We start from the raw sequence: 26,635 nt of genomic DNA, 5'->3' as shown, positions 1-26,635 counted from the left end.
AGAGGCTGGATATTCTTCTGCCTGTCAGAGCCGACGCCCCGCCGCGCGCATCCCCATACGCACGGCGCCCAGATCGTCTTCGTCAAGCGGACTGACGGCCCGTTTGCCCGCATGATAAGGCGATTACAAGTCCTTTCACGGGCCTTGTGACAAAGGCGGCGACCTTGAAGCGAAGCCGTATTCGCCGGGGCATCGCTGCGATTAGTCAGGCGGTTCTGATCGCCGGTCCTCGCGTCGTTTGACCCATTCGCGAACCGCCAGCATCAGTCCCAGCCAGACCAGCGAAACGCCCGCCAAAATCGCAGCGGTCCAGACGCCGTCCCCTTTCACCGCCGCCATGAACGAACCGCCGAAGAAGGCCACCAGAGCGGTCTTGGGCAGCACCCCCACGGCGCATCCGGCCAGATAGGGCAGGAACCGGGCCCGCGCCGCGCCGAACGCCATGTTGACCACGATGAACGGCGCCGACGGCACGTTGCGGATCATGAAGCTGGCGTAGAAGGCGTTGTCGCCGACGAACCGCGTCAGCCGCCCGGCCGTCTTGCCGCCATAGCGCGCCAGCAGCCGCGCCGTCGGCCCCCGCCCTAGCCAATAGGTCACGGCGGCCGACACCACAGTGCCGATCCAGCTGTATCCAAATCCTGCCCACGGCCCGAACACCACCACGCAGGCGGCGATCAACACGAATTGCGGCGCTCCCACGAACGCCGACACCACGAACAGAAGAATGGTGGCGACCAGTCCCCAAGGCCCCACGCTGAACCCGCCCAGCCAGGCCTCCAGCCGCGCCTCGGCGCCATCCACGCCTTGGTCCAGCCCCAGCAGCCCTTTGCCGAAGGCGAACAGGGCGATGATAAGGCCGAACAGCACCGCCGTGGCCACGACCGCCCGCCAGCGGCGCGCCTCCATGTTCAGCAGGAAATCGAAGAGCCGACGCATCGCAGCCACGCTTAGCACCGGCCTTAGTATTTCTGCGAGTGTCGCGGTGGCCAGCGACTGTCGTTCCGCCTAAAGGGGGGCCGCCTTTTTGGCTCCCTCTCCCCTCCCCTCCCCTCGGATGCGACCATGTCCACCCTGCAGTCCTCAGCCCTCGCCCGCGTCAAGCCGTCGGCCACCATCGCCGTGACCGCCCAGGCCCGGAAGCTGAAAGCCGAGGGCCGCGACGTCATCGGTCTCGGCGCCGGGGAGCCCGACTTCGATACGCCCGAGAACATCAAGGCGGCGGCGATCAACGCCATCAACCGCGGCGAGACCAAGTACACCGACGCCGACGGCATGCCGGAACTGAAGAAGGCCATCGTCGCGAAGTTCCAGCGCGAGAATGAACTGACCTACGACGTCAGCCAGATCCACGTCGCGCCGGGCGGCAAGCCGGTGATCTTCAACGCCCTGGTCGCCACCCTGAACCCCGGCGACGAGGTCATCGTGCCGGCGCCCTACTGGGTCTCCTACCCCGACATGGTGCTGCTGGCCGGCGGCGAGCCCGTTACCGTGATCGGCGAGGAGAAGGACGGCTTCAAACTCCGTCCTGAGGTGCTGGAAGCCGCCATCACGCCGCGCACCAAGTGGCTGATCCTGAACAGCCCGTCGAACCCGACCGGCGCTGCCTACACACGCGCCGAGCTGGAGGCCCTGGCCGAGGTGCTGCGTCGCCACCCGCAGGTCTGGGTGCTGACGGACGACATGTACGAGCATCTGGTCTACGGCGACTTCGAATACACGACGATCGCCCAGGTCGCGCCGGACCTCTACGACCGCACCCTGACAGTGAACGGCGTCTCCAAGGCCTATGCCATGACCGGCTGGCGCATCGGCTACGCCGGCGGCCCCAAGGCCCTGATCGACCTGATGCGCAAGGTGGCCAGCCAGACGACATCCAACCCCACCAGCATCAGCCAGTGGGCGGCGGTCGAGGCGCTGAACGGCACGCAGGACTTCATCCCGACCCGCAAGGCGGCGTTTGAGATCCGCCGCGACCTAGTCGTCTCGATGCTGAACCAGGCGACGGGCATCACCTGCGCGACGCCGGAGGGCGCCTTCTACGTCTATCCGTCCATCGCCGGCCTGATCGGCAAGGCGACGGAGACCGGCGTCGTCATCGACGGCGACTCGACCTTCGCGGCCGAGCTGCTGAACGCCGAGGGCGTCGCCGTGGTCCAGGGCGAAGCCTTCGGCCTCAGCCCCTACTTCCGCATTAGCTACGCGACCAGCGAGAGCGTGCTGGAAGCCGCCTGCGAACGCATCCAGCGCTTCGCGGCGAGCCTGAAGTAACAAACTGAGTTCTCCTCCCCATCGCGAAGGCGATGGGGAGGTGGCTCGGCCTTTGGCCGAGACGGAAGGGCTGTTCAGGCGCCGCGCGTGAGGCGCCCCTCCACCGCAAGCGGTCCCCCTCCCCACAGCGTGGGGAGGAAAAGTTCTACGCCGCCCGGCTGACCGCGAAGTCCGCTAGCGACGCCAGCGCATCGCGCCAGTCGCTCTGCGGCAGAACCTCCAGCGACGCCTTGGCCTGGTCCGCATAGTCGCCCGCCAGATCCAGCGTCCCGCCGATCGCGCGCGCCGCGAAGATCAGTTCGCGCGCCCGCTTGAAGTCATCCTCGGTACGTTCGCCCCTGGTGATGACGCGGTCCCAGAAGGCGTCTTCCTTGTCGCGCGTGTGCCGGATGGCCAGCAGCAGCGGCATGGTCACCTTGCCCTCGTTGAAGTCGTCGCCGGCGTTCTTGCCCAAGGTCTCGGTTGCGCCGCCGTAGTCCAGCGCGTCGTCCGCCAGCTGGAAGGCCACGCCCAAAGCCATGCCGTAGTCGCGCAGGGCGACGATCTGCTCTTCGCTGGCCCCGGCGCCCACCGCGCCCGCCTCGGCGGCGGCGGCGAACAGCTCAGCCGTCTTGGAGCGGATGATGGTTAGATAGGTGTCCTGATCCAGGTTCAGGTCGTGGGCCCGCGTCAACTGCAGCACCTCGCCCTCCGAGATCACTGCCGACGCTCGCGCCAGCGCGCCCAGCGCGCGCATCGAATCCGTCTCGACCATCAGCTCGAAGGCGCGCGCGAAGAGATAATCCCCAACCAGCACGCTGGACGGCGCGCCCCAGATCAGGTGCGCCGCCACCTTGCCGCGCCGCAGCTCGGAACTGTCGACCACGTCGTCATGCAGCAAGGTCGCCGTGTGAATGAACTCGACCGCGGCGGCCAGCTTGTGGGACGCCTCTATCGAACCCGTGGCGCCCGAGGCGCGGGCGGCGGCGACCGACAGCAGGGGGCGCAGGCGCTTGCCGCCCGCCGAGACCAGATGCTCCGCCAGCAACGGGATCACCGGCACGCTGGACTGCATGCGATCGAGGATCAGCGCATCCACCGCGCCCATGTCGGCGCCGGCGAGGCGAACCAGGGCCTCGACGTCACCCTTGGGTCGGGAAACGGCGACTGGGCTAGCGTCCAACGGTAGGCTTCTTTCACCATCGAGCGGGCGTCGTTGGCCCGCGAAACTCTCTGCCCGACTTGTCCCGGGCGATTGCGGCGCACAATGGTGATCCCGCCCATGAGGGTCAAGCAAGGAAGCGATGCCGAACGCCGCCGACAGCCAGCCTGTTTCGTACACCGACGATCGCCTGCTGGGTGGCCGGGTGCTGCTGCGCCAGCCCGCGCGCGGCTATCGCGCCGGCATGGACGCGGCCCTGCTGGCGGCGGCGGTCGAGGCGAAGCCGGGCGAGCGGCTGATCGAGGCGGGTTGCGGCGTGGGCGGAGCGCTGCTGCAGGTAGCGGCGCGGTGCGCCGACGTCGCCTTGACGGGCGTCGAGCGCGATCCGTCAGCGGCCGCGCTCGCCAGCGTCAACGCGGCGACCAACGGCGTACGGGCCGAGATCGTCTGCGCCGACGTGGCCGCCGGCTTCCGATCCCTGGCGCTGCAGCCCTTCGATTGGGCCATCTCCAACCCGCCCTTTTTCGATGATCCTAACGCCCTGCGGGCCCCGGCGGCCGAGAAGTCCGGCGCCTGGATGGCCGACGACGGGCTGCAGGCCTGGACGCGGTTCCTGCTGAAGGCCGTGCGCGAGGGCGGCCGGATCGTGGTCGTCCACCGCGCCGATAGGCTCGCGGACCTGCTGAGCCTGCTGGGCGAGACCGCGGGCTCCTTCGCCATCCGCCCGATCCACGCCCATGCCGACGAGCCGGCCAAGCGGGTGCTGGTGCAGGCCATCAAGACCGGCAAGGCGCCGCTGCGCCTGCTGCCGCCTTTGGTGCTGCACGACCGAGGCGGCGCGAAACACACGCCGGAGGCCGAAGCCATCCTGCGCGGCGAGGCCGTCCTGCCCTTCTGATCTTCATTACTTTCGTCATCCCCCGGCGAATCGAAGCGGAGACCGGGGGACGAGGCGGCGCGCGAGAGCGCGAGACTGCCGAGGATGCCGCGTCTGAAAAAAGATCGCCGTCGGCGCCGCCTCGTCCCCCGATCAAGTCGGGGGATCACGAAAGCGAGGGACGCTTAGGCCAATAGAACGTCGGCAGCCGCCCGCGCCTCGTCGGTGATGCGCGAGCCGGACAGCATCCGTGCGATCTCCTCGCGCCGCGCATCGGCGTCGAGATCGACCACCGACGTCACCGTCGTGCCGCTCTGGTCGGCCTTCATCACCTTCCAATGGGCGTGGCCGCGCGCCGCGACCTGCGGACTGTGGGTCACCACCAGCACCTGTGCGCCCTGCGAAAGCCGCTGCAACCTCTGCCCCACGGCCTCGGCGACCGCGCCGCCCACGCCCTGATCGACCTCATCGAAAATCATCACCGGCTGGCGCTGGTCGTCGCGCCCGGCCAGCGCCGCCTTCATGGCCAGGGCGAAGCGCGCCAGTTCGCCGCCCGAGGCGACCGAATCCAGCGGCCCGAAGTCGGTCCCGGCGTTGGTGGCGATCTGGAACCGAACCGTCTCGACACCCAACGGTCCGCGCCGCCCATCCGACACCGGCTCGAACGACACCCGGAACCGCGCCCGCTCCAGCTTAAGCGGTCCCAGCTCCTGCATCACCGAGGCAACCAGCCGATCCGCCGCCGCTTCCCGAGCCGAAGTCAGCAAGGTGGCGGCCAGGTCGTACCGCTCGCGCGCCGCATCGGCCGCGCGCTCGGCCGCTGCGATGGCGTCCGCGCCGTTCTCGATCATTCGCAGCTGCTCGCGGAAACGCTCCCGCAACACCGGCAACAGTTCGACGGAGGTGTTCAGCTTGCGAGCGGCGGCGCGCAGCGCGAACAGCCGCTCTTCAGTCTTGTCCAGCCGTCCGGGTTCGAAGTCGAACGCGTTAGCGGCTGCGTCGACGCAGGCCAACGCCTCCTCCGCCTCGACCAGAGTCCGGTCGATGGCCTCGGCGGCGGCGGTCAGCCTCTCGATCAGCGGATGGTCGGCCTCAACCCCCGACTGCGCCGCCCTCTGGCGCGCATGCTCAACCGCGCGCAGAGCCGCCGCCAGATTGCGCGACAGCTTGTCCCCGCCCAGTGACGAGCGCGCGTCGGCCAGATCGGCGACCGCCTTTTCCGATGCGCCCAGCACGGCGCGCTCGCCGGCCAGCTCGGTCTCCTCGTCAGGACGGGGGTCTAGCGCGTCAAGGTCCGCCAGATTCTGCGTCAGCTCTTCCGCATGGGCGGCGGCCTCGGCGGCGGACGCCTTGAGGTCGGCGACGGCGCGCTCGCCGGCCTTCAGCTTTTCGGCCGCGCTTGCAACGCCCAGAAGCTGCGGTTGCAGCCCGCCGTAGGTGTCCAGCAGCGCGCGGTGCGTCTTCCAGTCCAGCAGTCCGACCGTCTCGTGCTGGCCGTGCACCTCCACTAGCGCCTGGCCGATCTCGCGCAGGGCCGTCACCCCGGCCGGCTGATCGTTGATGAAGGCGCGGCTGCGACCGTCGGCGGCGACGGTGCGGCGCAGGATCAGGTCCTCGCCCGGCGTCACGTCGAATCCGCGTTCGGTGATCAGCTCGATCAGGGCGGGATCGTCGGGTGCGCTGAATACGGCCGTGGCGCTGGCCTGTTTGGCGCCGCTGCGAACCAGCCCCGCGTCGCTGCGCGCCCCCAAGGCCAGGCCCAGGGCGTCCAGGATTATCGACTTGCCGGCCCCGGTCTCGCCGGTCAGCACGGTCAGGCCCGTCGCCACATCCAGGTCGAGCGCCTCGACCAGGACGATGTCGCGCATGGAAAGGGCGGTCAGCATGGGCGCGCGTGATTCGGCATCGGCCGCAGTCTAGCGAGCAACCGACGTCGATGTCGGCTGCATCGGCCTCAGCCCGGAATCATCCGGCGCAGCCAGCTTTCGCGTTGGCCTTCCGGAGCGACTTCGGGCTTGGCGCCTTGTTCGGTCAGCAGGGCGTAGGCTTCAGCGTACCAGGGGCTGCCGGGATAGTTGAAGCCCAGAACAGCGCCGTTGCGCGTCGCCTCGTCCTTCAGGCCCAGAGACAGATAGACCTCGACCAGACGATACAGCGCCTCCGGGGTGTGCGACGTGCGCTGGAAGTCCGGATTGGCCACGACCGACTTGTAGCGGTTGATGGCGGCCAGCGGCTGGTTGCCGCGCTGATAGTAGCGGCCGATGGACATTTCCTTGCCCGCCAACTGGTCGTTGACCATGTCGATCTTGACCGTGGCGTCGATGGCGTAGGCGCTGCCCGGATAGCGGCGGGCCACGTCGCGCAGACCGCTCAGGGCGGCGGTGGCGTAACCCTGGTCGCGACCCACATCGGTGATCTGCTCGAAGTTACATACCGCCTTCATGTAATAGGCATAGGCCGCCGAGGGATTGCCGGGAAACAGCTGCACGAAGCGATCCGACGCGGCGATCGCCTCGGGGTAGTTGTTGTTCTGATAGTAGGCGTAGACCTGCATCAGGATCGCGCGGCGCGACCATTCCGAATAGGGGTGCTGGCGCTCGACCTCCTGGAAATAGTCGATCGCGTCGGCCCAGCGTTGCTGCTGCAGGCGCTGATAGCCCGTGTTGTACAGCAGCTCGACCGGGCGCTCTTCATAAGCCAGCCGCTGGCGCTTCTGACCGGCGCAGGCCGAGATCGACAGGGCGGCGACCAACGCGACCGCCAGGGTCAGGCCGGATCGGAACTTGCCTACGGACAATGGAGACCTCTCGCGTGGCCGCACCGGAATGGCGACCTGGGATGTTGACGGGTCTCTACACCAGCGGTTTGAGCGAGCCAATCCAGACAAAAGCGCCAGACAAAAGCGTCGGCGCGGCTTGCCCCCCACAGCGCCACTGGTAAAGAGCGCGCACGTCATTGGAAGCCCGATGACGGCGAAAGGATGACCGGTCTATGAAGCTGCTGTCGGGCAACTCCAACCGCACTCTGGCCCAGGCCATCGCCGACCACCTGGACATGCCGCTGACCCGCGCCCAGGTGAAGCGATTCGCGGACAACGAAGTCTTCGTCGCCATCGAGGAAAACGTCCGCGGCGAGGACGTCTTCATCATCCAGTCGACCAGCTATCCGGCCAACGACAACCTGATGGAGCTGCTGATCATGACTGACGCCCTGGTCCGGGCGTCGGCCAGGCGGATCACGGCCGTCGTCCCGTATTTCGGCTATGCAAGGCAGGATCGAAAAACCGGGGGCCGCACGCCGATTTCCGCGAAGCTCGTGGCCAATATGATCACGCGCGCAGGGGCCGACCGGGTGCTGACGATGGATCTGCACGCCGGCCAGATCCAGGGCTTCTTCGACATACCGACCGACAACCTCGTCGCGACGCCGGTGCTGGCCAACGACATCAAGGGAAACTACCAGCGCGGCAACCTGATGATCGTCTCGCCCGACGTCGGCGGCGTGGTGCGGGCCCGGTCGCTGGCCGAGCGGCTGAACGTCGACCTGGCCATCGTCGACAAGCGCCGGCCCAAGGCGGGCGAGAGCGAGGTCATGAACATCATCGGCGACGTGGCGGGCCGGGAGTGCATCCTGTTCGACGATATCGTCGATTCCGGCGGCACCCTGGTCAACGCCGCCAAGGCGCTGATCGACGCCGGCGCGACCCAGGTTTCGGCCTACATCAGCCACGGCGTTCTGTCCGGCCCGGCCGTCCAGCGCGTCACCGACGGCCCCTTGAAGGAGCTGGTGATCACCGACTCCATCGAGCAACCCCACGAAGTTTTGAACTGCGCGAAAATCCGAACAGTTTCCGTGGCCGCGCTGAATGGTGAAGCTATCCGACGGATCGCTAACGAAGAATCGGTGTCCAAGCTGTTCGATTAACGGTCGGAAAACGGTTTTGGACGCGCTATAGGCCTTTACCTGTATCCAGACGCCGGGGGCGTCTCGCGTGAGTGGGGAAAGCCTATGTCTCAAGCCCATCCGATTTCGCGTCGTCATGGCCGGGGGCTCGCCGTCGCGATCCTGGCAGTCGCCGCCGTCCTCGCATCCTGCGCCCAGCCGGAAGTGATCGCTGAGGCGCCGGCGCCCGTCGCGCCGCAGCCGCCGCCGCCCGTCAGCCTGAACCAGGGCGTCGCCGAGGCCGCCTCGGTCTACGTCGCCTTCATGCGCGAGGCCGAAACCATCCAGGCCGGCTTCCCCAACGCAGAGGCGATCCAGACCGCCCTGCGCCGCGGCGCGTCTTACGAGCCTGGCCAGCTGTCGCGCGGCCTGATCGCGTATGGCTCGATCATCGCCCTGCAGTCGCCTGAGTTCGTGTCAGGCGTTCGCAGCTTCGCGGCTGATCCGACCCAGCGCCAGCAGATCGTCGCCCGGATCATCGCCGATCCGGCCTACGCCGCCACCTTCCCCGGCGCGGCCGACGCAGCCGGCCTGATCTCGGCCGCTGTCGGTCGGGACTCGGCCGCCATGCTGGTGATCGCCGATGCGGTCGAGGGGGACGCCTATACCATTCAGGAGCGCACCGACCCACGCCGTCGTTGGGCCACCACGCACATCGCCAATCGCGAAGTGCGGCTGGAGAGCGCCAAGACGCTGTCGGCCGCAGCCATGCTGCCGTCCGCCGACGAATCGGCGCGTCTGTTCACGGCCGCCAACAGCGGTACGGGTCTTGGTGTCTCCGGCACACGCTCGGGTCCGCCCTTCACCCCGGCCGTCACTCGGTCGCTGGCCATCGCCGCCCTCGCGGCTCTGGGCGCGGGCGGGGAGGACAACCGCACCAACACCGAGGCGCTGCAGGTCGAATCGAACAGCGAGTTCTGCCTGAACATGTCCAAGCTGATGCTGTTCCAGTGCCTGGCCGCTTCGCGCCCCAGCTATGAGGACATGTTCTGTGTCGGCCGTCACGTCGCACGCGACCTGTCCACCTGCACCGCCGCCATGGTGACCCCGGCCGCCCTGCCTGCGCCGACGACCCTGGTGGCCGAGGGCGCATCGATCACGCCGGTCGCGGCCGACGCCGCGACAGCCTCCACCAACGCGGTCCAGACCTCCGCCAACTAGGGCCTAGACGCGCAGCAAAGTCGCCTGGCCGCGCGCGGTTGCGCGCCGGGCGCGATGCGTGTATTGACCCGCGCTCTTGAATTCCAGGGCTTAAGACCCCGCCGCGCGGGCCCGTTCCAGCGCCGGTGCTAAACTGTATTGAGGCGAGCCAGATGGCCGAGATCATCCTGAACGTCGACGTCCGTGACGGCGTCGGCACCGGCAACTCCCGCGCCGCTCGTCGCGCCGGCTCGGTTCCGGGCATCCTGTACGGCGGCGGCAAGGCGCCGGTCGCCATCTCGGTCAACGAGAAGGACTTCCGCAAGAACCTGTACACCGGCAAGCTGCTGGGCCACCTGGTCACGCTGAAGTACGGCGAAGAGACCCAGCCGGTCATCGCCAAGGACGTCCAGTTCCATCCGGTCAGCGACAAGCCGCTGCACTTCGACCTGATGCGCGTCGATGAAGATCAGACGATCAAGATCGAAGTCCCGGTTCACTTCATCAACGAAGACCAGTGCAAGGCCTTCCGTCAGGGCGGTTCGCTGGAAATCGTGCGCCACACGGTCGAGATTTCGGTCCGCGCCGACCACATCCCGGAAGACCTGGTCGTCGATCTGGCCGGCCACAAGCTGGGCGACTCCATCCGCATCTCGGACATCAAGCTGCCGGAAGGCGTCACCGCCACCATCACCGACCGCGACTTCATGATCGCCTCGATCAAGACCTCGTCGGCCGCTATCTCGGCCGCTCATGACGAGCAGGAAGACGCCGCCGCCGCCGAAGCCGCTGCGGCCGAAGTCCCCGCGTCCGAGCAGTCGGATGAAGGCGAGAAGTCGGAAGGCTGATTGCTCACCGCCTCGTTTCTGGCGACCTGAACTTCGGAACGGCCCATTCCTCCTGGAGTGGGCCGTTTCCATATCCGGACCCTGACGCATGTTCCTCATCGCCGGCCTGGGCAATCCGGGCGCCAAGTATCAGGCCAACCGGCACAACATCGGCTTCATGGCGGCCGACGAGATCGCCTCGCGCTGGCGCTTCGGGCCCGAGCGGGCGAAGTTCCAGTCGGTCATCCGCGAAGGCGAGGTCGACACGGCGAATGGCCCGGTGAAGGTCCTGCTGATGAAGCCCCAGACCTACATGAACGAGAGCGGCCGCGCGGTCGGTGAGGCGGCGCGCTTCTACAAGATCAAGCCGCAGGATGTGATCGTCTTTCACGACGAAATCGACCTGGCGCCCGGTCGCTTCCGCATGAAGGCGGGCGGCGGCGCCGCTGGTCAGAACGGCATCCGCTCCATCATCAGCCAGATCGGCGCCGACTTCCGCCGGGGCCGCATGGGCGTGGGCCATCCTGGCGAGAAGGAGCTGGTGATGCCGCACGTCCTGGGCGACTTCCACAAGGCCGAGCAGCCATGGCTGCAGGCCCTGCTGCAGGCCTGCGCCGACGCCCTGCCCTTTGCACTGGGCGGCGACGACGAGCGCTATCAGGGCGAGGTGTTGCGCCTGGCCCCCGCGCCCAAGTTCAGCCCGCGCCAGGCCGCCCGCGGCGAAGGCTAGGCGGCGCGTCAGAAACGGCCTAGAGCGCGGCCGTGACCCACTCCCGCGCCGATACCTGGTCGACGACGCGATCCCTCGCCTTCCTGGCGGCGGTGTTCGCCATCGTCATCGGCAGCCTGTTGCCCTTCGCGGCGATGGCGGCCGCTCGGCCGGGGCAACCGCTGGTCATATGTTCGGCGGAGGGCCCCCAGACCATCCAGGTCGGCGGCCTCGATGGGCCGATCAAGAAACAGGCCGGCGTGAAATGCGCCGCCTGCGTCATGCCGCTGGCGACCGCTTTGCCGCCTGTCGTGCCAGTCCAGCCGGCGCGGCCCCTCAAGCCCGCCGCCCAGCCTGCATATGTACGCCTGAAGACGGCCCTGCCGCCTCCCGCCCGCGCGCCGCCACGGCCGCCGTCGACCGCACCGCCCCACGCCTGAAGCCAGACCGACGCCGCGCGCCGCGACCCTCGCTGCGCGCCTGATCCTCTCTGACCTTCAGGAATTTCATGTCATTCATGACCTCCGCAGCGCCATGCGCGCTGCTGCTCGCCGCCTTGGCGAACCCCGCTGTCGCGCAAGAGGCGGCCTCTGTCGCCGAGCTCGATTCGGTCATCGTCACCGGCCCGCGCATCAGCGACGATCCGGCGGTCGTCGCCGACGCCCGCCAGCGCCTGTCTCGCACGCCCGGCGCCGTCGCCGTGGTCTCCTCCGAAAGCTATGAAGACCGTTACGCCCTGGCCCTGTCCGACACCCTGCGCTCGGTCCCGGGCGTCTTCGCCCAGCGCCGCTGGGGCGAGGAGGTGCGCCTGTCCATTCGCGGCTCCGGCATCGGCCAGGGCGCTCACATGCGCGGCGTGCTGCTCGCGCAGGACGGCGTGCCCATCAACGCGGCCGACGGCTTCGGCGAGTTCCAGGAGCTGGATCCGCTGATCGCCCGCTACACCGAGGTCTACAAGGGCGGCAACGCCCTGCGCTTCGGCGGCGCCATGCTGGGCGGGGCGATCAATGTCGTCACCCCGACTGGCCGCAACGTCCCCTACAACAATCTGCTGCGGATCGAGGGCGGTTCGTTCCAGACCCGTCGCCTCCACGCCGCCCTGGCGCGCCAGTCGGGCGACTGGGATCTCTACGCCGCCGCGACCTGGTCCGGCAGCGACGGCTTCCGGGACCAGCAGGACGCCGACAGCGAACGTATGACCGTCAGCCTGGGCCGCCAGTTGGGCGATGACCGCGAGGTGCGCCTGATCGTCCAGGGCAATGCGCTGGACCAGGACATCTCGGCGGGCGCGACCCTCAACGACGCGCTGCATAATCCGCGCGCCACCACGCCCGCCGCGGCCTTCTTGAACTACGGCCGCAACGTCGATTCCATCCGCACGAGCCTGCAGACCCACTGGCGGTTCAACGACAATCTGGTGTTCGAGGGCGGCGTCTACGCCTCGGACCGCGGCCTTTATCACCCGGTGCCGGTCGTGCTGGACAACCATTACCGCACCTACGGCGGCTTCGGCCGGTTCGACTGGACCGGCCAGATCGCCGGCCTGCGCGCCGACGCCTTCGCCGGCGCCTATTTCCGAACGGGCGACACGGACGCGGAGGTTTTCCTGAACACCGGCGGCGGCGTGCGCGGCTTCAAGATCGGCGACACGCTCCAGCAGGCGTCGGGCCTGGACGTCTTCGCCGAAGGGCGGCTGTTCGTGACCGAGCACGTCGCCCTCATCGGTGGCGGCTCCTGGGGCCGGGCCGAGCGCGATCTGGACAATCATCTCAACCCGACCAACGACGCCGAGACCAGGTATGACTGGTTGGCGCCGCGCATCGGCCTGCTGTGGGAGGGCGACGGCGGCTCGCAGATCTACGCCAACGTCACGCGGTCCGTGGAGCCGCCCAGCTTCTACGACCTGGTGCAAAGCCCGGTCCCGCAGTTCGTGCCGCTGGACGAGCAGAAGGCCTGGACCGCCGAGGTCGGCGCGCGCGGCCAGCACGGGCCGTTCCGATACGACATCTCAGCCTACCGGGCGGAGCTGACCGGCGAACTGCTGAACTACGTCGTCACAGCCGACATCCCCGCCGCCACCTTCAACGCCGGCGACACGGTGCACCAGGGGATCGAGGCGGGCTTGGATTGGCGGCTGATGGAGGAGGAGTGGGGCCGCCTGACGCTGCGCCAGATCTCTACTTGGTCGGATTTCCGCTTCGACGGCGACGCGGTCTATGGCGACAATCGCCTGCCGATCCTGCCGGAACACGCTTATCGCGCCGAGCTGAAGTATGAGCATCCGGCCGGCTGGTTCGTCGCCCCATCGATCGAATGGGTTCCCCGGGACGTCTACGTCGACTACGCCAACCGGGTGAAATATCCGGGCTACGCCACCGCCTCGTTGAACGCGGGGATCGACCTGACCGACACGGTCGCCGTGTTCGCGGACCTGCGGAACCTCACGGACGAAAAGTATGTCTCCAACGCCGGGGCCGTCGTCGACGGCGTGACCGGCGCGCAGGACGTCTACAATCCCGGCGAGGGCCGCTCGGCCTTCGTCGGCGTGCGGGTGGCGTGGTGAGCGCGCATATCTCCTCGGTGGCGTTGGGCGATCTGTCCGGCGCCTACCGCGCCGTCTGGCGCTGGCATTTCTACGCCGGCGTGCTGGTCATGCCGATCCTGATGCTGTTGGCGCTGACGGGCGCCCTCTATCTGTTCAAGGACGAGATCGAGGGCGTCGTCTATCGCGACATGATGCAGGTGCAGCCTGCCCCGGCCCAGACAGCACCTGATCTGTGGGTCACCGCGGCGTCCCTGGCCGGCGGCGGCCACGTCGGCGCGGTCACCCTGCCGAGCCAGCCTGACCGCGCGGTCCAGCTGCGCGTCGATCGCCCGGACGGGACGCAGCGCACGGTCTTCATCGATCCGCACACGGCCAAGGTGACCGGCGTCGCATCCGCCGGCGGCGTCATGGAGACGGTGAAGCAGCTCCACAGCCTCGCCATCGCCGGCCCGGCTTTGAACATCCTGGTCGAGATCGTCGCCGGCTGGACAATCATCCTGTTCGCCACGGGAATCTATCTGTGGTGGCCACGCGGGCGGAGTGTGGCCACGGCCGTCCTGACCTCCAGCGACGCCCGGCGCCGACCGTTTTGGCGCGACCTGCATGCCCTCACCGGCCTCTATGTCGGCGCTGTCGTGGCCTTCCTGGCGGTCACCGGCATGCCGTGGTCCGCCGTCTGGGGTGATCGCTTCCTGGGCTATGTGCGCGAGCATCATCTCGGGCGGCCGGAGGCGCCCGCGGCCGCCGGCGCCTTCGCCCACGCCAAGCATCACGACGCGCCCGCCGGCGTCGGCTGGACGATGGAACACGCCGTCCTTCATGGACACACGGTCACCGACCCCAGCCTCCAGCGGGTCATCGCAACCGCCGAAGCCCAGGGTCTCCAGCGGCCCTACATCGTCAACATCCCCCACACGCCGGACCTCGCCTGGACCGTCGCGCGCGAGACGCGCAAGGCCGAGGAGGCCCGCAGCCTCTACGTCGACGGCCAGACCGGCGCCGTGAAGGCCGATATTCACTGGAGTCAGTTCGGCCCGGGCGCAAAGGCCTTCGAATGGGGCATCGCCGTCCACCAGGGCATGCAGTACGGCCAGTTGAACCGCATCGTCATGCTGCTGGGCTGCATGGGCGTCTGGGTGCTGTCGATCAGCGGCCTGATGATGTGGGTCAAACGTCGTCCACCGAGCCTGGCCAAGGGCCGCGCGGGCGCCCCGCCTGCCCCGCCGGGCGCCCGCATCCGCTTCGCGGTCTGGGGCATCGTGCTGCCCCTGTGCGTCCTCTATCCGATGACCGGCCTCAGCCTGGTCGTCGCTCTCATCCTGGATCGCGCCGTCTCAGCGGCCCGTTACGCCCTCAAGCCCGCTTCGTAAGGAGATCGCCATGAAGCGCTTCGCCCCCCTGCTGCTGCTCGCTCTGGCCGCCTGCGGCTCGCCCGCCGCAAAGCCGTCCGCCGGCGCCCGTGTCGAAGTCACCGATCCCTGGTGCCGCGCCACACCCAACGGCGCGCCCACCGGCGGCTGCTTTGTCACCTTGACCGCCATCGGCGGCGGCGACCGTCTGGTCCGCGTCTCGACCGACCGCGCCCGGACCGTTCAGATTCACGAGATGTCGACGGGCGGCGGCGTCATGAAGATGGGCGAGATGGCCGAAGGGCTGCTCCTGCCCGACGGCCGACCTCAGGCGCTGGCGCCGGGCGGCAGCCACATCATGCTCGTCGGGCTGACCGGCCCCTTGGTCGCGGGTGAAACCGTGACCCTGGCTCTGACCTTCCAGCACGCGCCACAGATGGACGTGCGGGCGCAGGTCCGTCCCATCGGGGCGACGGCGGGCGCCGATCACATGGCGCACTGACGGTCTCGACCTGACAAAGCGATCGGGAGCGGCTAAAGGCGGCCCCTTCACGTCACTCCCGAAAGCGCCATGGCTCTCAAAGTCGCGATCGTCGGCCTGCCCAACGTCGGCAAGTCCACCCTGTTCAACGCCCTGACCCGCACCGCGGCGGCCCAGGCGGCGAACTATCCCTTCTGCACCATCGAGCCGAACACCGGCGACGTGGCGGTGCCTGAGCCGCGCCTGGACGTTTTGGCCCAGATCGCCGGATCCAAGGAGATCATCCCCTCGCGGATCACCTTCGTGGACATCGCCGGCCTGGTGCGCGGCGCGTCAAAGGGCGAGGGCCTGGGCAACCAGTTTCTGGCCAACATCCGCGACTGCGACGCCATGGCCTTCGTCGCGCGCTGCTTCATCGACGACGACATCACCCACGTCGAAAACCGCATCGACCCGGTTTCGGACCTCGAGATCATCGAGACCGAGCTGATGCTGGCCGACCTGGAGAGCCTGGAGCGCCGCCGCCTCCAAATGGAGAAGAAGGCCAAGGGCGGCGACAAGGACAGCCAGCAGAGCCTGCGCCTCGTCGACGCCGCCCTGGCCCAGCTGAACAACGGCCGTCCCGCCCGCGTCGTCGACGTCTCCAAGGAAGACAAGAAGGCTTGGGACATGCTGCAGCTGCTGACCGCCCTGCCCGCCCTCTACGTCGCCAACGTCGACGAGGGCTCGGCCGACAAGGGCAATGCGCTGTCCGAGACCGTCGCCCAGCGCGCCAAGGCCGATGGCGCCAACACCGTCGTCATCTCGGCCAAGATCGATTCGGAGCTGGCCATCCTGGACGACGCCGAACAGGCCGAGTTCCTGGAGAGCATGGGCCTGGAAGAACCGGGCCTGAACCGCCTGATCCGCGAGGCCTACGCCCTACTGGGCCTGCAGACCTACTTCACCGTCGGCCCCAAGGAAGCGCGCGCCTGGACCATCCCCGTCGGCGCCACCGCGCCCCAGGCGGCCGGCGTGATCCACACCGACTTCGAAAAGGGCTTCATCCGCGCCGAGACGATCGCCTACCCCGACTATGTCGCTCTGAAAGGCGAAACGGGCGCCAAGGAAGCCGGCAAGATGCGCGCGGAGGGCAAGACCTACGTCGTCAAGGACGGCGACGTGATGCACTTCCTGTTCAATAACTAAAGCGGCTCCCCTCTCCCAAAGGGAGAGGGCTTGAGCGCACGGCGGCGCAAGCCGTCGTCCTTGCGCGAAAGGGTGAGGGGTGAGCGGCCAACCGTTGAGGGCAGTCCCCTCACCCTTTCGGCCAAGACGCATCGATGCGCTCTGCGGGCCTCAAGCCCTCTCCCTCTGGAAGAGGGAAGCCCGGTTCAGCCTGTCAGCCGTTTCAACAGTCCAGGCGGCTTGTACGTCGAACGGTTCATCACCAGGCCGGCTATGCGCCCGCCCACGGCCTCGATCTCGTCGCGCAGAATCGCCGGCTCCTCGGCCGAAGTGCCGCCGGCCGCAACCACCAAGACGGTGGCGTCGACATAGGGCGCCAGGGTAATCGCCGTGTCGCTGCGGTCCGCCGCCGGGGCGTCGATAATGACGGTGTCGGCGTGGCGGCGCATGGCGTCCCAGTAAGCCGGGTCGCCCACGGCCTCGACCTTCTGACCCGAACGTAGCCGCTCCATCGGGAAGCGGGTGATCCACAAGCGGCCGCCGAGGCATGGCCGCGCAGTCAGCAAGGCTGCGGGCGGCAGGATCTGGCCGGTCTCATTGGTCGGGCGCGGGGTCACGGCGAAGAAGGCGCTGCCGTCGGGCGAGGCCTGCGCCGCACGGCCCAGCCGCCCGAACCGGTCGGGCTCGGCGGCGGCGGCCTCCAGCTGGCCCTGCTGGACCAGGTCGCCGTCGATCAGCCACACGGGCTTGCGGGCGCGCACGGCGACCAGGCGCGCGTATTCGCGCGCGACGGTAGAGACACCCTCGCCCGTCGATGCGGCGGCAAATTGGATCACACGCCCGCGATGCGCTGGGGAGGGCCCCAGCGCCGCCCACAGCGCGCCCATCTCAGCCGTCAGATCGACCATCGAATCGATCCTACCACGCCCGTCAGCGCGTTTTCAGCGGCGCGACGGCCAGAACCGGAAGCTCCAGCGTCCGCCCGGCCGACGCCGGCGTCACGAAACCGGACCGTGTGAATATGCGCAGCAAGCCGACGCACAGCGCCGTGAAGCCCGCCAGCAGGAAAACGGCGGCCAGCAGAGGGATTTTCAGGCTCTTGCCCTTCAGGGGCGGCTGGGCCCGTTCGATGACCCGGACGTTGTCGGCGCCCGCGCGCACCAGCTCATTATCGGCGCGCGCCTGGGTCTCTCGCTGCTGGAACTCGCGGATCGATGCGCTCAGCACCTCGCGGTTGCCGGCCAGGGTCGAGTTCTCCGACTCGATCTGCGTCAGCCGCGACAGCCGTCCGCGCAGCTCTTCCAGCTGCCGGTTCAGCACAGAGAGGCGGGCCGCCAGCGAATCACGGTCCGCCTGGGTGTTGATGCGCGTCGTCTCTAGCTCGACCCAGATCGGGTTCGGCCCGGTGCGGACCTCCTTGGGCCCCACCGTCGTGCCGGTGGCGACATAGCCCTGCAGCTGGTTGATCCGCGCCTCGATGTCACGCACGGGCTGCGAGTCGGGCTGATAGCGCGCCAGAAGCTGTTCGCGCTCGGTGCGCAGTTGCAGGACCTGGTCCTGCGCGGTGATGTTCAGGTCCTGTTGCAGGGCGATCTCGGCGGGCGTGCCGGCCTGCTGCGCCGTCAGGGTCTGCAGGCGCTGCGTGGCCTGGTTTAGCTGGGCCTGGACCGACATCCGGTCGGTGAACACGGCCTGATAGTTGGCCGCCAGCGTCGCCTTGGCCGTGGCGAAATCGCCAATGTCATTGGACTGCAGGAAGTCGCCATAGGCGGCGTCCGCATCCGCCAGCTCGTTCTCGAACGTCTGGCGCTGGGTGCCGATGGCGGTGGGATCGCCGTTCTGGAAGACGACCGCTCGGCGATACACCAGATACTGATCCACCACAGCGTTGAGGACGCGCGCCGCCACGGCGGGATCGTCTGCCTCATAGCTGACGCTGATGACCGGGCTGGACGGCGCAACACCGATGCCCAGGCCGGCGTCCAGCACCTTCATGGCGTCCTGAACCTGCTCGGGCTGAGACTTCGTCGAAGGCTGGCTGCCCTGAAACAGACGCGGGCCCAGCGCTTCAATGACCCTCTGCTTGACCTCGGTCGACCCGAGAATGGCGGCCTCGGACTGGCTGACTTCATCAGCCGTCGGCGCCTGGCCCCGCTCGCTGGTGCCGACGCGCGGCTGATAGACGTATTCCTGACCGACGCCGGCGAAGACGCTGGCCGTCGCCGTGTAGCTCTTTTTCATCACCGTCAGCACGGCCGCCGCGCCCAGGGCGAAGATGACCACGAAGACGACGATCATCAGAATCGTCTCGCGCAGCAGCAGCCCGACGACGTCGAGCAGCCCATAACGCGGTCGAACTGGGGCCTGGAGCGACGAACGCATCGAATGTTGCGAATCCCGGGTACTTAAGACCCTCAGACTTCGCCTGTCGCCGTTAACCAACGATTACCCATAAGCGCGGACCTTGCCCCCATGTCGCTGGATCGTCGTCTTTTTCTGTTCGCCGCCGCAGGCGCGCTCGGGGCTTGCGCCTCCAATGGCCCGGCGGCGCGCGTCGCAGGCCCGGCGGGCGCGTCCAGCGATTTTGCGGACATTCCCTTTGCGACCTGGACGGACGCAGAGCCGGAGTACGTCCTGTCGGTCAATGACGAGATCGATGTGACCATGCCCACTGCGCCGGAGTTGAACCGTCAGCTCAAGGTTGGGCCGGACGGCCGTATCACCCTGCCCCTGATCGGCCAGGTCATGGCCGGCGACCGAACGTTGATGGAGCTGCAAGGCGAGGTCGCGGCCGCCTATGCCTCGCAGCTGGTTCGCCCGCTGGTCGAGGTCAGCCTGCGGCAGGCCGGGCCGATCCGCGTGTTCGTGGCGGGCGAGGTCAAAACGCCGGGCGTCTATGAGATCAACGGCGACATGGACGCCTATCAGGCGGTCATCGCGGCGGGCGACTACACCACGATCGCCAAGCCGGAGCAGGTCGCTCTCATCCGCCGTGGCCCAGGCGGCAGCCGGATGATCCGCGTCGTCGACCTGCGGCCCCGACGTGCGGTGGCCATCGCCATTCGTCGTAACGACATCATCTATGTGCCGCGCTCGAACCTGGGCGAACTGGCCAACTTCTTCACCTTGATCCGCAACGCCCTGCCGGTCGGCTTCAGCTACTCCATCAACGGGAACAGCTACGCCCAGTTCTAGCCGACAGGTCAGGCGGCCGCCGTTCAGGCCGCCAGGGTGACCCGGCCCGAATCGATCCAGCGACGCGCCGAGCGTTGCGCCTCGGCGATTTCGTCCTGCTCCATTTCCTGGCTCATCTCGCGGCGGTAGATCCGCGCCTCGACCGAGCCCTTCATGGCCGCCAGGTTGAAGATCATGTGCGCCGAGACCCGATCCATCGGGCAACCTTCCGCCCCGGTCGAGTACATCAGGCCCAGACGGAACAGCGCGTCGCCGTCCATGTCTGGCGTGGGCAACGGCAGGCCCTCGTCCGCCGTCTGATCCGTGGCTTGCGCGATTTCTTGCGCCATCATCACCGTGTCCCTCTCAGGCGCGTCGTTCTGACGTCGCTTCCGTGTCGCCATGAAGCGCCCCGTCATTAAAGTTAAAGTTAACAGCCAAGGCGGGCTCGAATCTTTTCTGTAAAGTCAAGATGAATACTCTGGCGGCAAGTCACGATCTCTAAACCCGTCTTGTCGCGCGGTTAACGCGAAGCCGGTGAGCGCGCGGCCTTCGTTTCAATCCTGACACGGTCGTTCAGACACAGTTCATGCGCCGGGACCGACGCTGAACCTCAACACGGGGGACCACGGTCAAGCCGTGCTGTGACAAGGAGTCTAGGATGAACCGCTTTACCAAGGCCGCCGTCGTCGCCATCGCCCTGATGACGACCGCTGCCCCACTGGCAGCGCAAGCACAGAGCCGCGATCGCGACCACCGCGAGCAACGCCGCGATGACCGCAGGGATTATCGCAGCGAGCGCCGCGATGATCGTCGCGACTATCGCCAGGACCACCGCAATGACCGTCGCGACTATCGGGACGATCGCCGGGATGATCGACGCGACTACCGCAACGATCGCCGCAACGACCGTCGTGACTGGCGCCAGGACCGGCGCGCTTCGTACCGCGACTGGAACGGCCCCCGTCAGGGTCAGTGGTACGCGCCGGGTCGCGGCTACTACAATGTCGAGCCGCGATACTACGGCCATCGTTGGGCTAGAGGCGGATACCTGCCGCCCGCCTACCGTGGCTACTACGTCGATGACTATTATCGCTATGGCCTGAACCGGCCCCCGCATGGCTATCGATATGTCTACGCCAACGACGACATCCTGCTGGTCGCGCTCACGTCCGGCCTGATCGCGGGCGTGTTCTCGAACCTGTTCTAAGAGGTTCAGGCAACGCTTGAAGGAGGCCTCGCAGACAGCCGTTTGCGGGGCCTTTTTTCTGACCGCCGAACCCTGAATTTCGTTCAGATCGGGTTCATGCGCTGAGGCGGATCATCAACCTTAAGCCGCCCACAGAGGGCGTGCCGGGGAAAACGACCATGAAACGTACGCTGATGGTTTTCACGGCCATCGCCGCCTTCGCCATCCCGGCGATGGCGCCTGTGGCCAGCGCCGCGCAGAATCGCGGACGCGACCGTGATGAGAACAGCGAGGCGCGGCCTGCGCCAAGCCGAAACAATGGGCCGCGCCCGCGTCCCGCACAGCCGCGTGGCGATCGCTCCGAGAGCCGTGGCGACAGTCGCGGCGGCGGTGACCGCTTCGGCCCCGGCGGCGGAGGCCAGCGTCCCAGCCGTCCGGAAACCGGCGGCCAGGGCCCCACGCGCCCAGATCGCCCATCGAACGGCGGCGGCGCCAACAACGGCGGCGGACGTCCCGACCGCCCGGATCGCCCCGGAAACAACGGCGGCGGCTGGAACAACGGGGGTGGTCGTCCCGGCCAACCGGGCCAGCCCAACCGGCCGGATCGTCCCGGCAACGGCGGCTGGAACAACGGCGGCGGCAACACCGGCGGCGGTCGCCCTGACCGTCCCGACCGTCCCGGCAACGGCAACGGCAACGGCGGTGGCTGGAACAATGGCGGCAACGGCCCGAACCGCCCAGACCGGCCCGATCGTCCTGGCAACGGCAGCGGCGGCGGCCATAACAACGGCGGCGGCCGTCCGGACCGCCCTGACCGGCCCGGTAACGGCGGCTGGAACAATGGCGGTCACAACAACGGCGGTGGTCGCCCGGATCGTCCCGACCGTCCCGGCAATGGCCACGGCGGCTGGAACAATGGCGGCCACAACGGCAACGGCGGCTGGAACCGCCCGAACCGGCCTCGCGACTGGGACCGCAACCGCTGGCGCGACGACTGGCGTCGCAACCACGGCCGTGACTGGTGGAGGAACGACCACCGCTGGCGTGGGTACAACGGCGTTCGGTTCGGCTTCTACTTCGCGCCGGGCTTCGGTTACTACTCGGTGCCGCGCTCGTACTATAATCAACGCTGGTACGAGGGCGACTACCTCCCGTCGGTCTTCTGGCGCTACAACCTGGATTACCGGACCTACGGTCTGGGCTATCCGGAGCCGGGAACGCGTTGGGTGCTGGTGGATAACACCATCTACCTGATCGACGACCGCGACGGTTACATCCTGGACGTCGTCTACGACGCCTGGACGTACTGAGGACCGCCTAAACATCTCGTTCAGTTCCGGTTCAGGGGCGCAGGTTCATCCTGCGCCCTAGTCGGGAAGACAACAGAGGCCGCCACACCGGCCGAAGGAGACTGACAGATGAAGAAGACACTGATGATCGGCGCACTGACCGCCGCCATGGCCGTCTCGGCGCCGTTGGCCGCTTCGGCGCAGTCCTGGGGTCACGATCGCGACCGCGATGGCCGATATGAACGATGGGAGCGTCGGGAGGACCGCCGCGACCACCGCTACGAGCGTCGGCAGGATCGTCGCGAATACCGTCACGATCGCCGCGAGGCCCGTCGCTACTATCGCGGCGCGACCCTGCCGCGCCAGTACCGGTCCAACTGGTATATCAACGACTATCAACGCTACGGCTATCGCGCCCCGCCGCGCGGCTACGGTTATTACCGCACGGACACCGGCGACATCGTCCTGGCGGCTTTGGCCACCGGCGTGATCATCTCGCTGCTGAGCAACTAGGCGCCGGCACGACCTGAACAAGAAAGCCCGCCCGGAGCGATCCGGGCGGGCTTTTTCGTGCTGATGACACGGTGCGCTGAACCGCGCGCTACAACCCCAGCTTCGCCTTCAGGATGTCGTTCACCGCAGCCGGGTTGGCCTTGCCGCCAGTGGCCTTCATGACCTGGCCGACGAACCAGCCGATGGCCTGGGGCTTCTCCGCGACGGCGGCGGCCTTGTCCGGGTTGGCGGCGATGATGTCGTCGACGGCCTTCTCGATGGCGACGGTGTCCGTGACCTGCTTCAGGCCGTGCGTATCCACGACCTCGGCGGGCGAGCCCTCGCCGTTCCAGACGTGGTCGAACACCTCCTTGGCGATCTTGGACGAGATGACGCCGGTCTCGATCAGCTCGACCAGCTGCGCCACATGGGCGGCCGGCAGCGGGTTCTCGCCGAAGTCCTTGCCCTCGGCCGTCAGGCGCGCCGACAGCTCGTTCGTCACCCAGTTGGCCACGAGCTTGGCGTCACGCCCCTTCGCAGCCGCCTCGAAGTAGTCCGCCTTGGCCTGCTCCGAGATCAGAACGATAGCGTCGTACTGCGACAGGCCATAGTCGGCCATCAGCCGCCGGCGCTTCTCGTCCGGCAGCTCGGGCAGCGAGGCCCGGATTTCGTCGATCCACGCCTGTTCCAGCTCCAGCGGCAGCAGGTCAGGGTCAGGGAAATAGCGATAGTCCATCGCCTCTTCCTTGGACCGCATGGAGCGGGTCTCGCCCTTGCCGGGGTCGAACAGGCGGGTCTCCTGATCCACCTTGCCGCCGTCCTCGATGATCTCGATCTGCCGGCGGGCCTCGTAGTGGATGGCCTGGTTGATGAAGCGGAACGAGTTGACGTTCTTGATCTCGCAGCGCGTGCCCAGATGGCTGAAGTCGCCGGTCGCCTTGAACTTCTCGTACTGGCCGGGCCGGCACACTGACACGTTCACGTCGGCGCGCAGATTGCCCTTCTCCATGTCGCCGTCGCAGGTGCCCAGATAGATCAGGATGGTCCGGATCTTCTTCACATAGGCCACCGCCTCGTCCGGCGTGCGCAGGTCGGGCCGCGAGACGATCTCCATCAGGGCGGTGCCGGCGCGGTTCAGATCGACGAAGCTCTCGGTCGGCGACAGGTCGTGGATCAGCTTGCCCGCGTCCTGTTCCAGGTGCAGCCGCTCGATGCCGACGTTGAAGAACTGCCCGTCCTCGCCCTCGACCTCGACGACGCCCTCGCCGACGATCGGATGGAACAGCTGGCTGATCTGATAGCCGGTCGGCAGGTCGGGATAGAAATAGTTCTTACGGTCGAATTGGCTGCGGCGATTAATCTGCGCACGCAGGCCCAGGCCCGTCCTCACTGCCTGTTCGACGCAGTGCTTGTTCAGCGTCGGCAGCATGCCGGGAAAGCCGGCGTCGACCAGCGAGACCTGCTCGTTCGGCCCGGCGCCGAAACCGACCGCCGCGCCCGAGAACAGCTTGGCCTTGGACGCCACTTGCGCGTGGATCTCCAGCCCCATGACAAGCTCCCACGGCCCGGTCCGGCCCTGGATGGTGAACGTCGATGGCTTGATCGTGTCGGTCATCTGTTCAGCCTACCACCACTTCCCGGCGCGTGCCGTGAACCCCGCCGCCTGCTCCAGCGCGCCCGCTACGCGGAACACCGTCGCCTCGTCCAGCGCCTTGCCGATGACCTGCAGGCCCAGCGGCAGGCCGTTGGGATCCAGCCCCGCCGGCACCGAAATGCCCGGCAGGCCGGCCAGGTTGGCCGTCACCGTGAAAACGTCGTTCAGATACATGGTCACCGGATCGACCTCCTTGTCGCCGATGGCGAAGGCAGCCGAGGGGGTCGATGGCGTCAGGATGGCGTCGACCTTGTCCCAGACGTTGTCGAAGTCCTGGGCGATGCGGCGACGCACCTTAAGCGCCTTGACGTAGTAGGCGTCATAGAAGCCGGCCGAGAGGACATAAGCTCCGATGGTCAGGCGGCGCTGGACCTCCTTGCCGAAGCCCTCGGCCCGCGAGGTCTCGTAGAGGTCGTTCAGCGACTTGGCGCCCTCGGCCCGGTGGCCGAAGCGCATGCCGTCATAGCGCGCCAGGTTCGACGACGCCTCGGCCGGGGCCACGATGTAGTAGGTCGGCAGGGCGTATTTGGTGTGCGGCAGGCTGATGTAGACGATCTCGCAGCCCGCGGTCTTCAGCCATTCGATGCCGTCGGCCCAGACCTTGGACATCTCCTCCGGCATGCCGTCGACGACGTATTCGGCCGGCACGCCGATGCGCAGGCCCTTGACCGATTGGCCGACCGACGCCGTCCAGTCCGGCGTCTCGACGTCCAGGCTGGTCGAATCCTTCACGTCGAACGAGCACATCGACGTCAGCAGCAGCGCCGCGTCCTCGACCGTCTTCGTGATCGGTCCCGCCTGGTCCAGCGACGAGGCGAAGGCGACCATGCCGAAGCGGCTGGCGCGGCCATAGGTCGGCTTGATCCCGACCGTGCCGGTGAAGGCGGCGGGCTGGCGGATCGAGCCGCCGGTGTCGGACGCCGTCGCGGCCAGGCACAGGTCCGCCGACACCGCCGAGGCCGAGCCGCCCGAGCTGCCGCCCGGCGTCAGGTCCGCGTTCGATCCCTTCGACTTCCAGGGGTTCACCACCGGGCCGAAGGCGCTGGTCTCGTTGGACGAGCCCATGGCGAATTCGTCCATGTTCAGCTTGCCCAGCATGACAGCCCCGTCGCGCCACAGATTGGCGGTGACGGTCGATTCATAGGGCGGGATGAACCCGCGCAGCATGTTGGAGCCGGCCGTCGTCTGGACGCCCTCGGTGCAGAACAGGTCCTTGATGCCCAACGGCGCGCCTTCCAGCACTCCGCCCTGCCCCGCCGCGATCTTCGCGTCGGACGCGGCGGCCATCGCCAGCGCCTTGTCCGCCGTGACCTCGACATAAGCGTTCAGGCGCGGGTTGGCGGCCTCGATGTTGGTCAGGAAGGCCTGCGTGATCTCGGCCGAGGAGAAGTCCTTGGCCTTCAGGCCGTCGACGGCGCCCTTGAGGGTCAATTTTGTCAGGTCGGCCATGACTATTCGACCACCTTCGGAACTACGAAGAAGCCGTCCGCCGACTTCGGCGCATTGGCCAGGACGTCGGCGATCTTGTCGCCATCTGTGACCACGTCGTCGCGCAGACGAAGCGGCTGCGACACGTTCGACGTCATCGGCTCCACGCCCTCGACGTCGACCTCGCCCAGCTGCTCGATCCAGGCCATGATGCCATTCAGCTCGGCGGCCAGAGGCTCGAGCCGATCCTCGGGGGTCTTGATGCGGGCGAGGTGCGCGACCTTGCGCACCGTCGCGGCGTCGATGGCCATGCGGCCCTCCAGAATGCACGTCGGATTGAGGCCGGACGACTAGCGGTCGCGGCCTGATTTCACAAGGACGGGGCGGTTACCGCGCGGGCGTCACCGTCACCGCGGTAGGCGCCACCCCGGACGGGCCCGTCCAGGCGACGATGACGCGGCGGGTGCGGCTGCCGATCGCCTGCGTCGCGGGGTCCATCACGCTTTCGCTGATCTGCAGGTCCACGCGATTTGGCGCTTGGTTCAGCACGGTGAAGTCCAGGATGTCGCCGACCGGATAGATGCGCCAGCCGTCCGCCGGATCCTCGAAGAAGCCGATATAGGTCTGCAGCCCATTCATGGCCGGGTCGCCCCCCGCCACGCCGAACAGCTTGGCGCCGCTGGCCAGCGTCTGCAGCTTCACGACGGATGCGGACCATTGCAGTTCGGCCTGGTCGTTCAGCGCGACGGCCTGCGCCGGTCCCGCGGGCGTCAGCGGCGCTGGGGCCGTGACCGGCGGCGGCGCCGTGGGCGACGACGGCGGTGTCGAGCCGGGCTCGGTTCCGGGAGCCGGCGCGGGCGCCTGAACGGGCGGCTCGGCTTGGCCACAGGCGGCCAGGGCGACGGCGGAGGCGATGAGGACGGCGCGGATCACGGCGGGCTCCTTTTCCGATTTGCCTCA

26 protein-coding genes are annotated in these 26,635 nt (G+C 67.8%); 15 read left to right on the top strand and 11 right to left on the bottom strand.

Translation table 11 applies throughout. The annotated features are described in order from the left end of the window. Positions 1–201: 201 nt before the first annotated feature. Entirely contained in the window at positions 202–939 is a 738-nt protein-coding gene (locus tag ASG17_RS08380) for a TVP38/TMEM64 family protein (protein ID WP_056101710.1), read from the bottom strand. A gap of 126 nt (positions 940–1,065) precedes the next feature. On the opposite strand from ASG17_RS08380, the gene ASG17_RS08375 reads away from it, so the two are divergent. Next, positions 1,066–2,271: a pyridoxal phosphate-dependent aminotransferase gene (locus ASG17_RS08375; RefSeq protein ID WP_056101706.1), complete on the top strand. Its 1,206-nt coding sequence runs from the start codon at positions 1,066–1,068 to the stop codon at positions 2,269–2,271. A 145-nt stretch (positions 2,272–2,416) separates the two neighbouring features. Here ASG17_RS08375 and ASG17_RS08370 read toward each other — a convergent pair whose 3' ends face one another. Continuing rightward, entirely contained in the window at positions 2,417–3,358 is a 942-nt protein-coding gene (locus ASG17_RS08370) for a polyprenyl synthetase family protein (protein ID WP_056103313.1), read from the bottom strand. A gap of 196 nt (positions 3,359–3,554) precedes the next feature. Between ASG17_RS08370 and ASG17_RS08365 the strand changes: the two genes are divergently transcribed. After that, positions 3,555–4,310, top strand: coding sequence for a tRNA1(Val) (adenine(37)-N6)-methyltransferase (locus tag ASG17_RS08365; RefSeq protein WP_056101703.1), 756 nt, complete (start codon positions 3,555–3,557; stop codon positions 4,308–4,310). Between the two features lie 164 nt (positions 4,311–4,474). Here the strand turns inward: ASG17_RS08365 and recN are convergent, their stop codons facing one another. Together recN and ASG17_RS08355 are read right to left on the bottom strand one after the other, a co-directional pair. Continuing rightward, entirely contained in the window at positions 4,475–6,175 is a 1,701-nt protein-coding gene (gene recN / locus ASG17_RS08360) for a DNA repair protein RecN (RefSeq protein ID WP_056101702.1), read from the bottom strand. A gap of 68 nt (positions 6,176–6,243) precedes the next feature. Beyond that, positions 6,244–7,086, bottom strand: a complete 843-nt coding sequence (locus ASG17_RS08355; protein WP_200935045.1) for an outer membrane protein assembly factor BamD — start codon at positions 7,084–7,086, stop codon at positions 6,244–6,246. A gap of 194 nt (positions 7,087–7,280) precedes the next feature. On the opposite strand from ASG17_RS08355, the gene ASG17_RS08350 reads away from it, so the two are divergent. The 9 genes from ASG17_RS08350 (at position 7,281) to ychF (ending at position 16,470) form a co-directional block, all read left to right on the top strand. Continuing rightward, positions 7,281–8,213: a ribose-phosphate pyrophosphokinase gene (locus ASG17_RS08350; protein WP_056101699.1), complete on the top strand. Its 933-nt coding sequence runs from the start codon at positions 7,281–7,283 to the stop codon at positions 8,211–8,213. 84 nt (positions 8,214–8,297) lie between these two features. Next, positions 8,298–9,392 carry a hypothetical protein gene (locus ASG17_RS08345; protein WP_056101697.1) on the top strand — a complete coding sequence of 365 codons (1,095 nt, stop codon included), beginning with the start codon at positions 8,298–8,300 and terminating at the stop codon, positions 9,390–9,392. A gap of 152 nt (positions 9,393–9,544) precedes the next feature. Further along, positions 9,545–10,219, top strand: a complete 675-nt coding sequence (locus tag ASG17_RS08340; protein WP_056101693.1) for a 50S ribosomal protein L25/general stress protein Ctc — start codon at positions 9,545–9,547, stop codon at positions 10,217–10,219. An 88-nt stretch (positions 10,220–10,307) separates the two neighbouring features. After that, on the top strand, positions 10,308–10,928 hold the full coding sequence (gene pth, locus ASG17_RS08335; protein WP_056101690.1) for an aminoacyl-tRNA hydrolase: 621 nt from the start codon (positions 10,308–10,310) through the stop codon (positions 10,926–10,928). A gap of 32 nt (positions 10,929–10,960) precedes the next feature. Next, a complete protein-coding gene (locus ASG17_RS08330; RefSeq protein WP_056101687.1) occupies positions 10,961–11,347 on the top strand; it encodes a hypothetical protein in 387 nt (128 codons plus the stop codon). A gap of 68 nt (positions 11,348–11,415) precedes the next feature. After that, the gene (locus tag ASG17_RS08325; protein WP_056101684.1) at positions 11,416–13,470 is read left to right on the top strand and encodes a TonB-dependent receptor domain-containing protein; all 2,055 of its coding nucleotides are present in this window, start codon (positions 11,416–11,418) and stop codon (positions 13,468–13,470) included. After that, complete coding sequence (locus tag ASG17_RS08320; protein ID WP_056103307.1) at positions 13,467–14,822, top strand: PepSY domain-containing protein; 1,356 nt, start codon at positions 13,467–13,469, stop codon at positions 14,820–14,822. Before ASG17_RS08325 ends, ASG17_RS08320 begins: the two co-directional genes overlap by 4 nt. A gap of 10 nt (positions 14,823–14,832) precedes the next feature. Next, complete coding sequence (locus ASG17_RS08315) at positions 14,833–15,303, top strand: copper chaperone PCu(A)C (protein WP_056101681.1); 471 nt, start codon at positions 14,833–14,835, stop codon at positions 15,301–15,303. Between the two features lie 69 nt (positions 15,304–15,372). After that, positions 15,373–16,470, top strand: coding sequence for a redox-regulated ATPase YchF (gene ychF / locus ASG17_RS08310; RefSeq protein WP_056101677.1), 1,098 nt, complete (start codon positions 15,373–15,375; stop codon positions 16,468–16,470). Between the two features lie 185 nt (positions 16,471–16,655). Here ychF and ASG17_RS08305 read toward each other — a convergent pair whose 3' ends face one another. Further along, entirely contained in the window at positions 16,656–17,357 is a 702-nt protein-coding gene (locus tag ASG17_RS08305) for a hypothetical protein (protein ID WP_056101674.1), read from the bottom strand. Positions 17,358–17,379: 22 nt separating this feature from the next. Further along, positions 17,380–18,831, bottom strand: a complete 1,452-nt coding sequence (locus ASG17_RS08300; RefSeq protein ID WP_056101670.1) for a Wzz/FepE/Etk N-terminal domain-containing protein — start codon at positions 18,829–18,831, stop codon at positions 17,380–17,382. Positions 18,832–18,921: 90 nt separating this feature from the next. On the opposite strand from ASG17_RS08300, the gene ASG17_RS08295 reads away from it, so the two are divergent. Continuing rightward, complete coding sequence (locus ASG17_RS08295; RefSeq protein ID WP_056101667.1) at positions 18,922–19,644, top strand: polysaccharide biosynthesis/export family protein; 723 nt, start codon at positions 18,922–18,924, stop codon at positions 19,642–19,644. Positions 19,645–19,667: 23 nt separating this feature from the next. Here the strand turns inward: ASG17_RS08295 and ASG17_RS08290 are convergent, their stop codons facing one another. Next, positions 19,668–19,976, bottom strand: coding sequence for a hypothetical protein (locus ASG17_RS08290; RefSeq protein ID WP_056103304.1), 309 nt, complete (start codon positions 19,974–19,976; stop codon positions 19,668–19,670). 308 nt (positions 19,977–20,284) lie between these two features. On the opposite strand from ASG17_RS08290, the gene ASG17_RS08285 reads away from it, so the two are divergent. The 3 genes from ASG17_RS08285 (at position 20,285) to ASG17_RS08275 (ending at position 22,614) form a co-directional block, all read left to right on the top strand. Then, positions 20,285–20,833 (top strand): RcnB family protein, encoded by a 549-nt coding sequence (locus ASG17_RS08285; RefSeq protein ID WP_056101664.1) that lies wholly within the window; start codon positions 20,285–20,287, stop codon positions 20,831–20,833. A 158-nt stretch (positions 20,834–20,991) separates the two neighbouring features. After that, entirely contained in the window at positions 20,992–22,122 is a 1,131-nt protein-coding gene (locus tag ASG17_RS15685) for an RcnB family protein (RefSeq protein WP_235560387.1), read from the top strand. 108 nt (positions 22,123–22,230) lie between these two features. Next, on the top strand, positions 22,231–22,614 hold the full coding sequence (locus tag ASG17_RS08275) for an RcnB family protein (protein WP_056101661.1): 384 nt from the start codon (positions 22,231–22,233) through the stop codon (positions 22,612–22,614). An 88-nt stretch (positions 22,615–22,702) separates the two neighbouring features. Here ASG17_RS08275 and gatB read toward each other — a convergent pair whose 3' ends face one another. The 4 genes from gatB to ASG17_RS08255 form a co-directional block, all read right to left on the bottom strand. Next, positions 22,703–24,208, bottom strand: a complete 1,506-nt coding sequence (gatB, locus tag ASG17_RS08270) for an Asp-tRNA(Asn)/Glu-tRNA(Gln) amidotransferase subunit GatB (protein WP_056101658.1) — start codon at positions 24,206–24,208, stop codon at positions 22,703–22,705. A 9-nt stretch (positions 24,209–24,217) separates the two neighbouring features. Then, positions 24,218–25,696 carry an Asp-tRNA(Asn)/Glu-tRNA(Gln) amidotransferase subunit GatA gene (gene gatA / locus ASG17_RS08265; RefSeq protein WP_056101655.1) on the bottom strand — a complete coding sequence of 493 codons (1,479 nt, stop codon included), beginning with the start codon at positions 25,694–25,696 and terminating at the stop codon, positions 24,218–24,220. Positions 25,697–25,698: 2 nt separating this feature from the next. Further along, the gene (gene gatC, locus ASG17_RS08260) at positions 25,699–25,986 is read right to left on the bottom strand and encodes an Asp-tRNA(Asn)/Glu-tRNA(Gln) amidotransferase subunit GatC (protein WP_056101652.1); all 288 of its coding nucleotides are present in this window, start codon (positions 25,984–25,986) and stop codon (positions 25,699–25,701) included. A 76-nt stretch (positions 25,987–26,062) separates the two neighbouring features. Then, positions 26,063–26,608, bottom strand: a complete 546-nt coding sequence (locus tag ASG17_RS08255) for a hypothetical protein (protein ID WP_056101649.1) — start codon at positions 26,606–26,608, stop codon at positions 26,063–26,065. Positions 26,609–26,635 lie beyond the last annotated feature (27 nt).

This window comes from Brevundimonas sp. Leaf363 (genome assembly GCF_001424025.1).
GTDB lineage: Bacteria > Pseudomonadota > Alphaproteobacteria > Caulobacterales > Caulobacteraceae > Brevundimonas.
This window is presented reverse-complemented; position numbering and strand designations above follow the sequence as displayed.

What these genes read in the sequence shown, in the direction of transcription:
- ASG17_RS08325 (WP_056101684.1), top strand. Translation starts at nt 11,416, where the DNA reads ATGTCATTCATGACCTCCGCAGCGCCATGCGCGCTGCTGCTCGCCGCC.
- ASG17_RS08365 (WP_056101703.1), top strand. Translation starts at nt 3,555, where the DNA reads ATGCCGAACGCCGCCGACAGCCAGCCTGTTTCGTACACCGACGATCGC.
- ASG17_RS08290 (WP_056103304.1), bottom strand. Translation starts at nt 19,976, where the DNA reads ATGATGGCGCAAGAAATCGCGCAAGCCACGGATCAGACGGCGGACGAG.
- ASG17_RS08300 (WP_056101670.1), bottom strand. Translation starts at nt 18,831, where the DNA reads ATGCGTTCGTCGCTCCAGGCCCCAGTTCGACCGCGTTATGGGCTGCTC.
- gatC (WP_056101652.1), bottom strand. Translation starts at nt 25,986, where the DNA reads ATGGCCATCGACGCCGCGACGGTGCGCAAGGTCGCGCACCTCGCCCGC.
- ASG17_RS08350 (WP_056101699.1), top strand. Translation starts at nt 7,281, where the DNA reads ATGAAGCTGCTGTCGGGCAACTCCAACCGCACTCTGGCCCAGGCCATC.
- ASG17_RS08275 (WP_056101661.1), top strand. Translation starts at nt 22,231, where the DNA reads ATGAAGAAGACACTGATGATCGGCGCACTGACCGCCGCCATGGCCGTC.
- pth (WP_056101690.1), top strand. Translation starts at nt 10,308, where the DNA reads ATGTTCCTCATCGCCGGCCTGGGCAATCCGGGCGCCAAGTATCAGGCC.
- ASG17_RS08340 (WP_056101693.1), top strand. Translation starts at nt 9,545, where the DNA reads ATGGCCGAGATCATCCTGAACGTCGACGTCCGTGACGGCGTCGGCACC.
- ASG17_RS08315 (WP_056101681.1), top strand. Translation starts at nt 14,833, where the DNA reads ATGAAGCGCTTCGCCCCCCTGCTGCTGCTCGCTCTGGCCGCCTGCGGC.
- ychF (WP_056101677.1), top strand. Translation starts at nt 15,373, where the DNA reads ATGGCTCTCAAAGTCGCGATCGTCGGCCTGCCCAACGTCGGCAAGTCC.
- ASG17_RS15685 (WP_235560387.1), top strand. Translation starts at nt 20,992, where the DNA reads ATGAAACGTACGCTGATGGTTTTCACGGCCATCGCCGCCTTCGCCATC.
- ASG17_RS08305 (WP_056101674.1), bottom strand. Translation starts at nt 17,357, where the DNA reads ATGGTCGATCTGACGGCTGAGATGGGCGCGCTGTGGGCGGCGCTGGGG.
- ASG17_RS08345 (WP_056101697.1), top strand. Translation starts at nt 8,298, where the DNA reads ATGTCTCAAGCCCATCCGATTTCGCGTCGTCATGGCCGGGGGCTCGCC.
- ASG17_RS08380 (WP_056101710.1), bottom strand. Translation starts at nt 939, where the DNA reads ATGCGTCGGCTCTTCGATTTCCTGCTGAACATGGAGGCGCGCCGCTGG.
- gatA (WP_056101655.1), bottom strand. Translation starts at nt 25,696, where the DNA reads ATGGCCGACCTGACAAAATTGACCCTCAAGGGCGCCGTCGACGGCCTG.
- ASG17_RS08295 (WP_056101667.1), top strand. Translation starts at nt 18,922, where the DNA reads ATGTCGCTGGATCGTCGTCTTTTTCTGTTCGCCGCCGCAGGCGCGCTC.
- ASG17_RS08375 (WP_056101706.1), top strand. Translation starts at nt 1,066, where the DNA reads ATGTCCACCCTGCAGTCCTCAGCCCTCGCCCGCGTCAAGCCGTCGGCC.
- ASG17_RS08285 (WP_056101664.1), top strand. Translation starts at nt 20,285, where the DNA reads ATGAACCGCTTTACCAAGGCCGCCGTCGTCGCCATCGCCCTGATGACG.
- recN (WP_056101702.1), bottom strand. Translation starts at nt 6,175, where the DNA reads ATGCTGACCGCCCTTTCCATGCGCGACATCGTCCTGGTCGAGGCGCTC.
- ASG17_RS08370 (WP_056103313.1), bottom strand. Translation starts at nt 3,358, where the DNA reads ATGGGCGCGGTGGATGCGCTGATCCTCGATCGCATGCAGTCCAGCGTG.
- gatB (WP_056101658.1), bottom strand. Translation starts at nt 24,208, where the DNA reads ATGACCGACACGATCAAGCCATCGACGTTCACCATCCAGGGCCGGACC.